At 34.8% G+C, this 14,709-nt stretch carries 13 protein-coding genes; 6 read left to right on the forward strand and 7 right to left on the reverse strand.

Annotated elements, in window-relative coordinates:
- Positions 1-178: 178 nt before the first annotated feature.
- On the reverse strand, positions 179-1,396 hold the full coding sequence (locus tag BUL40_RS12820; protein WP_080319570.1) for a helix-turn-helix domain-containing protein: 1,218 nt from the start codon (positions 1,394-1,396) through the stop codon (positions 179-181).
- A gap of 217 nt (positions 1,397-1,613) precedes the next feature.
- Here BUL40_RS12820 and BUL40_RS12825 point away from each other — a divergent pair, with 217 nt between their 5' ends.
- Positions 1,614-2,390 carry an alpha/beta fold hydrolase gene (locus tag BUL40_RS12825; RefSeq protein WP_080319571.1) on the forward strand — a complete coding sequence of 259 codons (777 nt, stop codon included), beginning with the start codon at positions 1,614-1,616 and terminating at the stop codon, positions 2,388-2,390.
- 221 nt (positions 2,391-2,611) lie between these two features.
- Here BUL40_RS12825 and purU read toward each other — a convergent pair whose 3' ends face one another.
- Complete coding sequence (gene purU / locus BUL40_RS12830) at positions 2,612-3,460, reverse strand: formyltetrahydrofolate deformylase (protein ID WP_010517754.1); 849 nt, start codon at positions 3,458-3,460, stop codon at positions 2,612-2,614.
- 134 nt (positions 3,461-3,594) lie between these two features.
- Between purU and BUL40_RS12835 the strand changes: the two genes are divergently transcribed.
- Complete coding sequence (locus BUL40_RS12835; RefSeq protein WP_080319572.1) at positions 3,595-7,041, forward strand: methylmalonyl-CoA mutase family protein; 3,447 nt, start codon at positions 3,595-3,597, stop codon at positions 7,039-7,041.
- A gap of 48 nt (positions 7,042-7,089) precedes the next feature.
- On the opposite strand, the gene BUL40_RS12840 is transcribed toward BUL40_RS12835, so the two are convergent.
- The gene (locus BUL40_RS12840) at positions 7,090-7,482 is read right to left on the reverse strand and encodes a hypothetical protein (RefSeq protein ID WP_080319573.1); all 393 of its coding nucleotides are present in this window, start codon (positions 7,480-7,482) and stop codon (positions 7,090-7,092) included.
- A gap of 118 nt (positions 7,483-7,600) precedes the next feature.
- Between BUL40_RS12840 and BUL40_RS12845 the strand changes: the two genes are divergently transcribed.
- From BUL40_RS12845 to BUL40_RS12855, 3 genes are read left to right on the forward strand one after another with little or no spacing between them, the layout of a single operon-like run.
- On the forward strand, positions 7,601-8,056 hold the full coding sequence (locus tag BUL40_RS12845; protein ID WP_010517749.1) for an Lrp/AsnC family transcriptional regulator: 456 nt from the start codon (positions 7,601-7,603) through the stop codon (positions 8,054-8,056).
- Positions 8,057-8,092: 36 nt separating this feature from the next.
- Positions 8,093-9,517, forward strand: coding sequence for an alpha/beta hydrolase (locus tag BUL40_RS12850; protein WP_141239672.1), 1,425 nt, complete (start codon positions 8,093-8,095; stop codon positions 9,515-9,517).
- A 48-nt stretch (positions 9,518-9,565) separates the two neighbouring features.
- Positions 9,566-10,213 (forward strand): DUF1684 domain-containing protein, encoded by a 648-nt coding sequence (locus tag BUL40_RS12855; RefSeq protein ID WP_080319575.1) that lies wholly within the window; start codon positions 9,566-9,568, stop codon positions 10,211-10,213.
- An 88-nt stretch (positions 10,214-10,301) separates the two neighbouring features.
- Here the strand turns inward: BUL40_RS12855 and BUL40_RS12860 are convergent, their stop codons facing one another.
- The 4 genes from BUL40_RS12860 to crcB all read right to left on the reverse strand — a co-directional run bounded on the left by BUL40_RS12860 (position 10,302) and on the right by crcB (position 13,764).
- Positions 10,302-11,357, reverse strand: a complete 1,056-nt coding sequence (locus BUL40_RS12860) for an outer membrane beta-barrel protein (protein WP_080319576.1) — start codon at positions 11,355-11,357, stop codon at positions 10,302-10,304.
- Positions 11,358-11,474: 117 nt separating this feature from the next.
- A complete protein-coding gene (locus tag BUL40_RS12865) occupies positions 11,475-12,758 on the reverse strand; it encodes an ammonium transporter (protein ID WP_080319577.1) in 1,284 nt (427 codons plus the stop codon).
- A gap of 30 nt (positions 12,759-12,788) precedes the next feature.
- On the reverse strand, positions 12,789-13,127 hold the full coding sequence (locus BUL40_RS12870) for a P-II family nitrogen regulator (RefSeq protein ID WP_010517742.1): 339 nt from the start codon (positions 13,125-13,127) through the stop codon (positions 12,789-12,791).
- Between the two features lie 265 nt (positions 13,128-13,392).
- The gene (crcB, locus tag BUL40_RS12875; protein ID WP_080319578.1) at positions 13,393-13,764 is read right to left on the reverse strand and encodes a fluoride efflux transporter CrcB; all 372 of its coding nucleotides are present in this window, start codon (positions 13,762-13,764) and stop codon (positions 13,393-13,395) included.
- A gap of 539 nt (positions 13,765-14,303) precedes the next feature.
- On the opposite strand from crcB, the gene BUL40_RS12890 reads away from it, so the two are divergent.
- Positions 14,304-14,690 (forward strand): pyrophosphohydrolase domain-containing protein, encoded by a 387-nt coding sequence (locus BUL40_RS12890; RefSeq protein ID WP_080319580.1) that lies wholly within the window; start codon positions 14,304-14,306, stop codon positions 14,688-14,690.
- Positions 14,691-14,709: the final 19 nt, after the last annotated feature.

The following is a 14,709-nucleotide window of genomic DNA, read 5'->3' on the forward strand; positions in this document are numbered from 1 at the left end:
ATCTGTTTGGATCAAAAGAACTAGATTAAACAGTAAAATGGGTATTTTCCGACCTAAGTGAACGGTTTCCGATACATATTAACCTTTACTGTTGCATTTAAGTTACTGTAAATAAATAGATTAATAGCTAATTGTGATTTTGGCAAAAAATAAAGGAAAAATTAATAAATCCTTAATACTATAGTGTTTTGTGGTATTCTAAAGGAGTTTTGTTTAACCTTTTTTTAAAGGCTTTGTAAAAAGATACCTTATTGTTAAAACCTACCTGGAAGACAATATCGCTAATTACTATATCTTGATTTATTTTGTTCTCTAGCATTGTTTTGGCATAGCTGATTCGGTAGTCGTTTACAAACTCATAAAAATTCTTATTAAAGTTTTCATTGATTACCTGAGATATGCTGTACCTGTCCGTATCTAGTTTTTCTGCTAGGGTTTGAAGGTTAAGATTAGAATCCAAGTAAAGTTTTTCTACCTCCATAGACGTTATAAGTCTTGTTTTTAAATCTATGGCCATGTCTTTGGTCAATGGGCTATTCTTATATTTTGTTACTTGTGAACCTACTTTGTTATCCAAAACATGGGAAGCATTCATAAAAAGTTGGCCAATTAGCAGAATGAGAAAGCAACTTAAAAACAAAGAGGCAATAAGATTAATAGTTATAGCATAGTTTAGGTTGTATTGTAATTCCGCTTTTAGGCTTAAAAATATCCAGATGATAAATAGCGTACCAATAAGTGCAAGTAAAAGCTTAATGTCTTTTCTTTCAATCTGTATTCTAAGACGAAAAAAATTGTAAATCAGCAATCCTAAATAAATTGCAACATACAGGGATCGCAGCCAAACATTGTTTAAAACTGATGTTATTTCTTGGGTTATATAGCTTTCTCTTGCCAACAGTACCCAACTAAAACCCATTAATGCAATCAAAAAAGGAATAAAATGTAATAGGCAAAATTTGGATTTACAATTGATTTGCTTGTAAAACCTTCTATTAATATAGAGAAATAGAAGTGGTGTAAAACCTAAAATATTTACTCTGAAAAAAGGTATTCTTGGATTGTAGGCTATACCATCCCAAGAAAACATAAATAACTCTAAAACTATACTGGCGCAACTTAAAAGTACAAGACTTAAGAAGATTGTTGTGTCTTCTTTTGACTTAAAATATTTTACCAATAACCAAATGCCAAAAGCAAATCCATTTAAAGCGCAAACTAAAAAAAAGTAGTTTAACACATCTGTTGCCAATGCATTACCATCAATTTTTATACTGGGACTACCGTATGGGTTTGTGTTGAGTGTTGTTAGTAAACATGTAGTGGTTTTTAATTCTATCTCAAATATGGGAAATAGCAATTGATAGAAAACTTTTAAAAAAAGTTCCATTTTCATTTTATTGATTAGCCGTTGAGCCGCAAATGTAGATTTTTTTGATTATTAAAATTCTTTTGTTTTTTTTAAGAATTGTTAATAATGAGTTAATGTTGTCCGTAAAATTTAATAATTATTAAAGATATTGTGTTTTAATTGAGAATAATATATAAATATTGAAACTGAACAAAACATATGTTTTCAACAGAATAGATTAACTTGCCGTTTTATTAGAAAATTGCTCAATTACAATACATATATAAAGTCTAACAATACACCCTGGGTTACGTTTGTACATGGTGCTGGCGGAAGCTCTACTATATGGTATAAACAAATTAAAGATTTTAAGAAACACTTTAATGTTTTGCTTATAGATCTAAGAGGGCATGGTAGGTCTAAATTTCATCTAACGGAAGCGTTTAAGGAAAAATATACTTTTGAAGTTATCACAGATGATATTCTTGAGGTATTAGACCATCTAAAAATCCAGAAATCACACTTTGTAGGTATATCATTAGGTACAATATTAATAAGGAACATAGCAGAAAAACAACCGCATAGAATAGATAAGATGGTTTTGGGTGGAGCCGTCATGAAACTTAATTTTAGAAGTCAGTTTTTAATGAAAATGGGGGTTTTACTAAAATCCGTTGTGCCTTATATATGGTTGTACAAGTTTTTTGCCTTTGTTATTATGCCAAATAAAAACCATAAGGAGTCTAGAAACCTTTTTGTAAAAGAAGCCAAAAAATTATATCAAAAAGAGTTTATTAGATGGTTCAAATTAACCTCTGAAGTAAATCCGTTGCTCAAATGGTTTAGAACAGTAGATGTTAATCTACCAACTTTTTATGTTATGGGAGAAGAAGATTATCTTTTTTTACCTGCTGTTAAGAAAATGGTTGCACAGCATAAGCAAACAAAATTAGAAGTTTTTCAAGAAACAGGGCATGTGGTGAATATAGAAAGACCAGAAAAGTTTAATCAGGTTGTTTTGGCTTACTTAACAACATAAAAACAAAAAACCGGTGTATTACACCGGTTTTTAAACTAACTAACTCAAAAAAATGCTAACTCAAATAACTCGAGACAAAATTCAATTTTCTATTACGGTTTAAGGTTAATTAAACTTTAGTAATATGTTATAATTGTTTTGTCTAATAAAGTAACGCATTAATTTGATTTATATTGTTGATTATCAGTATAATTTTGGGTAAAAAATAAGATTTTTTAGACTTAAGTAAAAATCACGGTCTTATTGTTGTATACCATTGTCTTGTGCTTAAGATGCAACTTAACCGCTCTTGCCAAAACAATTTTTTCCAAATCTCTACCTTTAGCTATAAAATCTTTTATGGTATGGGTGTGGGAAACCGGTACTACGTCCTGTTCTATTATAGGACCAGCATCTAATTCTTCGGTTACGTAATGGCTTGTTGCCCCAATAATTTTAACCCCTCTTTTAAAAGCGGCATGGTACGGTTTGGCACCTGCAAAGGCAGGCAGAAAAGAGTGGTGTATATTTATAATTTTGTTAGGATATTGTGCAATTACTGTACTACTAACAATTTGCATATATCTGGCCAAAACAATAAAATCAACTTTATGTTCTTTTAAGAGTTTTAATTGTTCCGCCTCTGCTTCTTCTCTATTTTCTTTAGAAAAAGGAACATGGTAAAATGGAATGCCAAATTGTTCTGCTATAAACCCTAAATCTTTATGGTTGCTTAGAATAAAAGGAATTTCAGCTTCTAATTCGCCAGAATGGTATCTACTCAACAAATCATACAGGCAATGATTGTACTTAGAAACAAACAAAGCCATTCTAGGTTTTATTTTCTTTAAATGGCTCTGCCACTTCATATTAAAACGGGGAGCTAGGGTGTCTTTAAATTCAGAATCAAAAAGTTGCTGTGTATATCCGTTTTCAAATTCAGCTTCTAATCGCATAAAAAAAATTGCTGCTTGTTTATCTACGTGTTGGTCCAAATAAACCACGTTGCCTCCTTTTTCATGAAGAAAATTGGTAACGGCACTGATGATGCCCTTTTGGTCTGGACAATGAATAAGTACGGTTAAATTCATTCTTTTTCTGAATAAAATTGCGGTATTCTAAAAACGAAGCCGCATATTTAAATGATTATTGGATATATTTGAATAAAATTGGCGTTAAATTGAATTTATCGTAAATCAATAGCCAGCCTATTTATTCTTAAATTATGGAGCAAATTACGGCATATTCGCCCAACAATAAAATTAGAATTGTTACAGCTGCCTCTTTATTCGATGGCCATGATGCGGCCATCAATATCATGAGAAGAATTATACAGGCAACCGGGGTAGAAGTTATCCATTTAGGCCATGATCGCAGTGTAGAAGAAGTGGTTAATTGTGCAATACAAGAAGATGCACATGCTATAGCAATGACCTCTTACCAAGGTGGCCATAATGAGTATTTTAAATACATGTTTGATCTGTTGCAAGAAAAAGGTGCTGGTCATATTAAAATCTTTGGGGGCGGTGGAGGCGTTATTCTTCCAGAAGAGATTAAAGATTTGATGGATTATGGTATAACGCGTATCTATTCCCCAGATGATGGTAGGCAGCTAGGTTTACAGGGAATGATAAACGATTTGGTTCAAAAATCAGACTTTTCGGTACCAGATTTGACCATTCAACAGACAACGGAACTAGCCCAAAGGTTAAAAGACAAAGATGTTAATGTTATAGCTCGTTTAATATCATTGGCAGAAAACAGACCAGATGCTTTTGAAGCTGTTTTTTCCAAAAGCATGATTAAAGAAGAGGTTCCGGTTCTTGGAATTACGGGAACGGGTGGTGCGGGTAAGTCTAGTTTGGTAGATGAACTTATTAGAAGATTTCTCTTGAATAATACCAATAAACAAATAACTATAATTTCTGTTGATCCCTCCAAGAAGAAAACGGGTGGGGCACTATTGGGAGACCGTATTCGAATGAATGCGATTAATAGTAATAGGATTTATATGCGTTCCTTGGCTACAAGGCAAGCCAATTTGGCGTTGTCCAAACACGTAGATGATGCTATTCAGGTACTAAAGGCTGCAGCGTACGATTTAATAATTTTAGAAACTTCTGGTATTGGGCAATCAGATACCGAAATTTTAGATCATAGCGATGTATCCCTTTATGTAATGACACCGGAATTTGGGGCGGCAACACAATTAGAAAAAATTGACATGTTAGACTTTGCCAACATTGTTGCCATAAACAAATTTGACAAAAGAGGAGCTAAAGATGCCTTGAGAGATGTGCGCAAACAATACATGCGAAATCAAAATCTTTGGGATATTAACCAAGAAGACCTGCCCATTTTTGGAACCATAGCTTCGCAGTTTAATGACACGGGAATGAATAGGTTGTACTTAGCTGTCCTAGAACTGCTAAATACTAGGACCAGTGCAGAATTTAACGTACCGGATTCATTATCGGTATCAGATTCAGAAAAACGTTTTATTATTCCACCTGCACGTGGGCGATACCTTTCTGAAATTGCGGAAAACAGCAGACAGCAAGATGATACAGCAACTTATCAATCTAATATAGCCCAACGGCTTTACGGTTTGTATACTACTATTATTGGATTAACTAAGCAGGCTAATAATACAGAATCTTTTATAGAGCTATCTGGACTGCAAAAGGAAGCATTAGAGCAAGCGGTAACTTTAGAAAACGAAGAATTATTACAGCTCTTAATTGCAGAATTTGATAAGGTTTTGATGGATTTGCATCCTAGAAATTGGCAGTGGATATGTGATTGGGAAACAACAAAACAGAAATATGCCGGTCCTGAGTTTGTTTTTAAGGTAAGAGATAAGGAAATAAAAATGGAAACGCATACCACCTCTTTGTCCCATAACCAGATTCCAAAGATAGCGTTGCCAAAATACAGGGCCTGGGGAGATTTACTGTTATGGAAATATAAAGAAAACATGCCAGGAAGTTTCCCGTATACTGCAGGTATATACCCTTTTAAACGAAAGGGTGAAGACCCTACCCGTATGTTTGCTGGTGAGGGTGGGCCAGAACGAACCAACAGGCGTTTTCATTATGTAAGTCAAGAAATGCCGGCCAAAAGATTATCTACTGCTTTTGATTCTGTAACCCTATATGGTAATGACCCGGACTATAGGCCAGATATTTATGGTAAAATTGGTAATGCTGGTGTTTCTATTTGTTGTTTGGACGATGCTAAAAAGTTGTATTCTGGTTTTGATCTAAGTAACCCCTTAACATCTGTGAGTATGACAATAAACGGTCCCGCACCAATGTTGTTAGGTTACTTTTTAAATGCTGCTATAGACCAAAATTGTGAAAAGTACATTAAAGAGAAGGGCTTAGAACAGCAAGTAAAAGCTAAAATAGCCGCCCTATATAAAGACAAAGGAACCAAAATACCAACTTATCAAGGAGATTTGCCCAATGGTAATGATGGTTTGGGGTTAATGCTTTTAGGGGTAACTGGGGATATGGTATTACCAAAAGATGTTTATGAAACAATAAAGACAGCTACTCTTAAACAGGTACGGGGCACGGTGCAAGCAGATATTTTGAAAGAAGACCAAGCGCAAAATACTTGTATTTTTTCTACGGAATTCGCTATCCGGTTAATGGGAGATGTCCAGGAATATTTTATTGCTAAAGCAGTACGTAATTTTTATTCTGTATCCATATCTGGTTACCATATTGCAGAAGCAGGAGCTAATCCAATTTCACAATTGGCATTTACATTGTCTAATGGCTTTACTTATGTGGAATATTATTTAAGTAGGGGCATGGATATAGATAAATTTGGCCCTAATCTTTCTTTTTTCTTTTCTAATGGAATAGATCCGGAATATGCTGTAATTGGTAGGGTTGCAAGGCGTATTTGGGCCAAGGCAATGAGAGAAAAATACGGAGCTGGTCCACGTGCTCAGATGTTAAAGTATCACATACAAACATCGGGTAGGAGCCTGCACGCCCAAGAAATTGATTTTAATGATATAAGAACCACCTTGCAAGCTTTATATGCTATTTATGATAACTGTAATTCGCTGCATACCAACGCTTATGACGAGGCAATAACAACACCTACAGAAGAATCTGTACGTAGGGCCATGGCCATACAGTTAATTATTAATAAAGAATTAGGTTTGGCTAAAAACGAAAATCCATTACAAGGTTCTTTTATTATTGAAGAATTAACAGATTTGGTGGAAGAAGCGGTTTTATTGGAGTTTGATAGAATTACAGAAAGAGGAGGGGTGCTAGGCGCTATGGAAACTATGTACCAGAGAAGTAAAATACAAGATGAGAGTCTGCATTATGAAAATCTTAAACATTCTGGTAAATATCCAATAATAGGTGTAAATACTTTTTTAAGTTCTAAAGGCAGCCCAACGGTTTTACCCCAAGAGGTTATTAGGGCAACTAAAGAAGAGAAAGTACAACAGATAGATACTTTGAATAATTTGAAGGCTACCTATCAAAAAGAAGCTAAAGAATGGTTGCGCCAGCTACAGCAAACCGCAATGGAGAATAAAAACACCTTTGAAACTTTAATGGAGGTAACCAAATATTGTTCCTTAGGAGAGATAACAAACGCATTGTTCAATGTTGGGGGGCAATATAGAAGAAACATGTAATTGAAAACTAAATTTAAAAAGCTGCATTTAATGCAGCTTTTTAAATACTTATTTTAAAATTGACTTACGCCAAACCTTAAACGATTTTCTAAAAGCTTTAAGTTCAAAACGTAGCAAATTCAAATATTCTCTTTCCTTTACCCCATCTTTTTCAAGACCGTTACAATAAGATAACAAATTTCTGATGATTATATTTATCTGACTGGCATTTCTGGCTCTACTGGCAGAGCAAGTAGCATTGGATGCATTTTCAATGGATGCTATGATCAAAGAGGTGTCTGTAATTAAAGAATTGGCAATTACATCTCTTAAACTTGCGGTTCTAGATAGTTTATAGTTGCTATAATCTTTTGCAAAATAATGTGCTACGGCAGCACTTAAATCCTTAAGTGCTAGTGATTTTTGGTATACCGGTAAGTTGCTATACGCTTGTGAGCTCATCTTTATCCTAGTAATTTAGTATGCTAAAGATACTGCTAGATTATCGATGTATATCTTTAAAAATTAAAGCAGAATTATTAATTTGCTTTATAAATTAAATTTTTAACGTCAATTAAGATTGGAAATTAAACTAGACCCTTTAAGTAAAGAAATTTTAAACTGTTTACAAGAAAATGCCCGTGCTTCTTATGCAGAAATTGGTCGTAAAGTAGGCCTTACCTCACCGGCTGTGGCAGAACGTATTAAAAAACTGGAAGATTTGGGGGTAATAACAGGTTACCAAGCCAAAATTGCCTACGCCAAACTAGGGTATCAATTAAAAGCCATGGTAACGCTTAGGGCATTTGTTGGTAAGCTAAAGCCTTTTTTAGAACAAGTTAAATCTTATGAGGAAGTAATCAATTGTTATCGTATAACCGGTAACGAGAATATTATAATGGAGGTGGTAATCAAAGACCAAATGCATTTAGAAAATTTTATAGACCGTTTAATTGTTTATGGCGAGGCCAGAACACACATTGTATTGTCTAAGGTAGCAGGTTCCAATTCTTTGATCAATCCTAAAAAACAATAAATAATGGTTTGGCTAGATTTTTGCGGTTTAAAACGTATGATAAAAAACTACATCTTCTGCACATTTTTGTTGGTGCTAACTTTTTCTTTGGCCCAAGAAAATAAGACTACTTTAATTAAAGGTAAGGTTATAGAGTCTTTGGTAATAAATGATTCTTTAAAAGAGTCCGTTTCTTTGTATTTGCCCACTTCTTTTGAAATGAATAAATCTTGGCCACTGCTATTGGTTACGGATTTGGAAAAAGACGCGGCAGGAACATTGAAAAGGCTTTCTGTTGCCGCAGAAAAAAGAAACTACATTTTGGTGGCTCCTAATTCTTTGAGAGATACGGCATCTATATCCAATAATATTTTAAAGGTAAAGAATGCTTTAGATTTGGTCTTTACTATTTTACCTATAGATGTTAAGCGCTTTTATGCAGGGGGTATAAGTCATGGAGGGCGTTTTGCAAGCTTGGTCCCGGTGTTTATTAAAAATGTAGATGGTGTACTTAGTATCAATGGTACGCTGGCCAATATGGATTTGTTGAGTGTTGAGAGCAAATCTCATTTTATTGGTCTAACTACAAGAGAACATTATAGTTATGCACAAATGTTAGTAGACGAAAAAGTGCTAAATGCGAGAAAATTTCCTAATAACCTAATTGTCTATGATGGTAGTGAGGGGGCCTTGGAAGTGCAAGAAGTGGTAAAGGCGTTATCTTATTTTGACATGGCTTTGATGAAAAAAGACAAGACCTATAAAGATTCCATGTTAATTAACGCTCAGTTTGAAACAGATTTAAATCAAATCTTACTAAAAAAGAAAGCGGGTAACTATTTAGTTGCGCATAGGGATTTACTGGAAATGGAAGAGGTTTATAGGGACCTGGTAGACATTGATACGGTGAAAAACCTAAGAAAAGAACTACGAAAGAACAAGGAGTATAGGATGTTAAAGCGCATGCAAGAAGGTATCTTATTTAATGAGGGATTAAAAAAAGAAGATTTTGCCTATTATGTAGAAGAAGATTTACAAACCTATAATTACAATAATTTAGGTTGGTGGAATTTTAAATTGAGCGAACTTAAAAAAGAATTGTCTAGTGATAATCCCTTAAAAGTACAGTCTGCAAAAAGATTGATAGGGTATGTTAATGCCTTGGTAGATGACCAAATAGACATTATTAAACATGGATACGCAGACGATATAGAGGCGTTACTTTTGGTACATATGCTAAAAACAATAACAGCACCGGAAGATTATAATAGCTACCTGAAAGTTATTAGTATTAGTGCTAAAAACGAAGATTTTGGAACCGCTATTTACTATTTGGAAGAATTGCTTAAAAATGGATATAAGGATAAAGAAGGGTTGTACCAATTAGAAAATACGGCCTTATTACGTATAACTCCAGAATTTAATGCGTTGTTAGAGCAATATTTGGGTGATGCCAATTATTCACCATTAATAAAAGAATAAGCTAACTATTGGTTTAAAGGACAGTTTGAAAGGCTGTATTTTTAAGGTATGAATAAAATTGTTTTAGTTTTTTTAGTGTTATTTGTTTCTTGTGGTCAAAAGAAGAAGTATCATGATGTCGGGGGTGATTTGGGATCTGTCCAGGCTATTGATCCAGCTATTAAATCAATTCTTACATTTCAAGAAAATCTAAATAAAGAGTTTAAAGACCCAGATGTTTCTCCTTTGCCAGATAGGTATCGTAAGGATTTTGAAGGTTTGGAGTTTTATGAACCTGATACCAATTATATTGTTACCGCTTCTTTAGTATTTACCCCAGATTCAGAACCTATTTTAATGCCTACAACTACAGATAGGCAAACCTTGGAAAGGTTATATGCTATCGCGCATTTTCAACTAAATGGAAAGCAGCATCAACTGGAAATTTATCAAAGTTTAGATTTAATGGAAGAAGAAGGTTATGAAGATTATTTATTTCTTCCATTTTTAGATGAAACCAATGGGCTAGAAACGTATGGTGGTGGCAGGTATATAGATTTGCGTTTGCCAAAAGGAGACACCATAATTATAGACTTTAATAAGGCATACAACCCTTATTGTGTATATAATAAAAAATACTCCTGCCCCTTGGTGCCAAGGCAAAATTATATGAAAACCAAGGTTGCGGCAGGAGTAAAGGATTTTAAAAAACACTAAAAGCCCGGTGGTTAAGCCGGACTTTTAGCATAATGTCACTGAACGTGTTCTTGAGTTAGTTGGTTAAGTAGTTCTCAATGATATTTATTTAATCAAAAGAATAGATTGCAGCAATTGCAAAGGTTGCTAAGCTACTAGATGGAGCTAAATCATTATCTGTAAATGGTTCGAAATCATTGCCCCAGCTATCCAATCTAATCTCTGGTTTTATAATAAGGTTTTCCTTAGAATAACTTCCTGTCAATGTTAGTCCAATAACAGGTACATCATCAAAACCATCTGCAGTGTAGGCAAAGTATTCTCCTCTTAAACCTATTGCAAAATCTTCAGAAGCTGTTATTTGTGGGTACAATGCAGCTCCGTAGAAACCAGTTTCAGTCTCAGAATTTGTATTGTATGCCGCGTTAATGCCTAAGAAAAAGCTATCGGATAAATCAAACCCACCAGTATAGTCTACTTCAAAGCCTAGACCACCGTTTCTACCACTATCATAGTAAAAGTTGAAAAATTGATCGTATAAGCCAAGTTGTGCGCCTAAAGAATATTCACCAGTCAAGCTAATATCATTAGTGTCCCAAGGGTTCATTACGCCCAACATTAAACTTACATCGTCAGATAATTCAAAATCTGCTTTTACCCCTAAATGAGAGAAAGGACCGTTAGAGAAAAGGTAAGAAACGCTATAGTTAAAGTTAGCTGCAGGTGCAATTACTTCATACCCTAAAAAGGTGTTGAACCTACCAACGGTTAAGGTAGTCTTATCGGAAACATTCCAATAAGCATAAGCTTGGTTTATAATACCGTTCAATACGTCATTTTCAAAAGTGGCCTCGGTACCTCTTGGTCCAAAAACAAGGTCTACTACAACACCAGTGTCTCCTGCTTCGTACGTACCAATTAGATTTGCCATACCCAAAGCAAAGCCAGTCTGGTTTGCAAAAGAGGTAGACGCACCTTCTGGAGCATACGTTCCGTCTGCATCAGAAGTAGTAAGCGCAGTTCTAAAATAAGTGTCTATACTACCCGATAGAGAAAATGGAGAACTTGTATCGTCAGCGTCCTGAGCTGTTGCACTAACTGCAAATAAAGCGGCAGCGGCTAAAACTGTATTTTTTATGTATTTTGTGGAAATAATCGTTTTCATAAAGTTTAATGTTAGGACCACCCGTTCAAAGTGGTCGGTTAAATTTTAGTTTAATGTTAAATTGAAAATGGTTAGTTCAACGGAGCGTTCTGCCAAACGCTCCGTTTCCCTTTATATTTAATCGTTAGAGTTAGAGATGTGCTCTGGGTAAGATTCCATTCCATGTTCGTGAATATCCAAGCCTTCTACCTCTTCTTTTTCAGAAACTCTTAGGCCTAAAGTTTTCTTAAGGATAAACAATAAGATAAAGGTTGTTACCACGGCCCATAAGATATAGGCTAAAGAGCCATAAGTTTGTACCCAAAGTAGTTTGGCGCCACCTCCGTAGATTAATCCACCATCTAAGGCAAAAATTCCTACAAGAACAGTTCCTAAGAAACCACAAACGCCATGTACGGAAATTGCACCTACAGGATCATCAATCTTAAATTTCTTATCTAAAGTTTCGATGGATATTACTACTACAATACCACAAATTAGGCCTATGATAAGAGATCCAAAGGCATTAACCGCACCACAACCGGCAGTAATACCTACCAAGCCTGCCAATGCACCGTTCAAGGTCATGGAAAGATCTGCTTTTTTGTAACGCATCCACGTAAAGAACAAAGCTGCGATTGCACCTGCTGCCGCTGCAATATTGGTGTTTATAATAACACTACCTGCGGCAACGGTATCATCGCCACCCCAAGCTAATTGTGAACCACCGTTAAAGCCAAACCATCCTAACCATAGGATAAATACACCTAGTGCACCAAACATCATATTGTGACCTGGAATAACCTGAGGTTTTCCATCTACATATTTTCCAATTCTTGGCCCCACCATTATTGCGGCTACCAAAGCTGCACCACCACCAACGGCGTGTACTACGGAAGAACCGGCAAAATCTACAAATCCAGCAACGTTTAACCAAGCGTCATCGTCAAATGGCCAGTACCAGCTACCAGAAATAGGGTAGATAATCGTAGTTAAAACAGCAGATAAAATTAAGTAGGTAGAAAATTTTGTTCTACCAGCTACGGCACCAGATACAATTGTGGCGGCCGTGGCACAGAATACGGTTTGGAAAAATAGGTTGTACCAATCATCTGCGCTAAAAAAGAAGTATCCTTGATCTGCAGGGCTTGATCTAAAAAAACCGCCTAATACGGTATCGCTTCCATACATAATACCGTAACCTACTGCCCAGAACATTATGGAGCCAACAGAAAGATCCATAAGGTTTTTCATGATTATGTTTCCAGAGTTCTTGCTTCTAGTAAAGCCTACCTCTACAAGGGTAAAACCGGCTTGCATAAAGAAGACTAAGATAGCTGCTATGGTTATCCACAAAGCACCCATGTCGCCATTAATGGCTTCTATTGCTTTGTCTAAAGTTTCTTGTTCTAATTGAGACATAATTAAATTTTTTGTTGGTTAGTAATTTGTTTAGTTGATTCCTGCGTGTCCTGTTTCTCCTGTTCTGATTCTGTAAGCTTCAGAAACTTCAGAAACGAAAATTTTACCGTCTCCTACATTTCCTGTACTTGCGGTTTTAATTAATGTTTGCACGGTTTTTTCTAAGAAATCATCAGATACCACAATCACCAAGTACCTTCTCTGTATATCTGTGGTACTATAGGTAATACCTCGGTATACATGGCCTTGCTGCTCGTTACCAACTCCTGTTACGTCCCAGTAACTAAAGAAGTTTACCTCAATTCCATGAAGTGCCTTTTTCACCTCATCAAATTTTGATTTGCGAATAATTGCCTCGACTTTTTTCATAATTGATTTTGTTAGTTAACACGTCAAATATATGTTAAAAGAGATGCAACTATATATTTTAAGGGGGAGTAATCTGGTATTTTTATGATATAATAAGTTATACCCCCTAATTGTTTAGGGGTATTAAAATTTAATACCTATAAAATTTTGAATTCCTTAACAATAAGTTAATTGAATATGTTGTTTTGGTGTGTAAAATTTAACATGCTGATATAAACATGATAAATTATTTAACAAATACGGCTCAGAATTGTAAATATGCTAATTAAACGTGCTTGCTAATGTAGATACCTATACCAACGGCTAGTATTCCAGTAATAATGCTGGATAAGAGATAAAAACCAAAATAGAGTAGCTCTCCTGTTTTTAAGAGGTTGTATTTTTCCAAAGCAAATGTAGAGAAGGTGGTAAAGCCACCGCAAAATCCGGTAGCCAGTAAAAGTGTTTGATTTTGGGTCAAGATTTTTTCTTTAGCGCTAAGGCCTAATAAGATGCCAATTAACAAGCAGCCAAGAATGTTGGATAAGAAAGTACCTAGAAAAAAATTGGGGTAAAAAGAATTTAGGTTTTTGGATATTATGTACCTAAGCGCACTTCCAAAGCCGCCCCCAATAAATACTAGAAGTATCTGTTTCATACCTTATAAAGGTAATAACTTATACTGCCTTTTTGTATTTAGATTCAGAAAAATCGTCGGGGGATAATTTAAGAACAGTTTGCTCTTTGATTTTCTGAAAAGGTTTTTTAATGTTCTCCATGGCTCCATTTACACTAAATAATAGTAGGAAAGCGTTGATGCCAAGTAAAACAAATAGAATGCTAAAAAATGTTACCATTTGGTGTAGGATTAACGATTACAAAAGTACGTCTTTTCCTATATTTAACGAGATTTTGGCAGTATTTGTTGTGTAATTCTTAAAAAATGTGGTGTAGGAAATATTCTTGTTAATTTTTGAGGAAGTGTTTAACGGCGAACAAAAATATTATGAATATGATAAAGGTTAATAAAATCCATTGTACGCCCTTGTAGTTTTTTTGATGTAATTTTTTGTCTTTACGGTACATTAAAACCATAATTATTACAAAAGAAACAAAAAACAATAATGCAAATATTAACTGGCCGGTACTGAACATATTTAATTCTATATATTCACAAAATTAAGCAAAATAGAAGGTATGCAAGACAAAATTGATGCGGTAAAATTATTTCATGAATCTTTTGGATTAGGTGTTTTAGAAAGGCCAAAGGCAGATTTGGGATTAGGTAAAAACAAACTTCGATTCAATTTAATGGACGAAGAAAATAAAGAATATTTAGAGGCGGCAAATAATAATGATTTGGTAGAGGTAGCAGATGCCCTTGGCGATATGCTTTATATTTTGTGTGGTACTATTTTAGAGCATGGCATGCAACATAAGATTGAAGAGGTTTTTGCCGAAATACAGAAAAGTAACATGAGTAAGCTGGGGGCAGATGGAAAACCAATTTATAGAGAGGACGGAAAAGTTTTAAAGGGGCCAAACTATTTTAGGCCGGATATCAAAAAAATTATAGAACAATAAAAAAGGCGCCAATGGGCGC

The sequence above is a fragment of the Croceivirga radicis genome (assembly GCF_002072105.2).
Taxonomy (GTDB): domain Bacteria; phylum Bacteroidota; class Bacteroidia; order Flavobacteriales; family Flavobacteriaceae; genus Croceivirga; species Croceivirga radicis.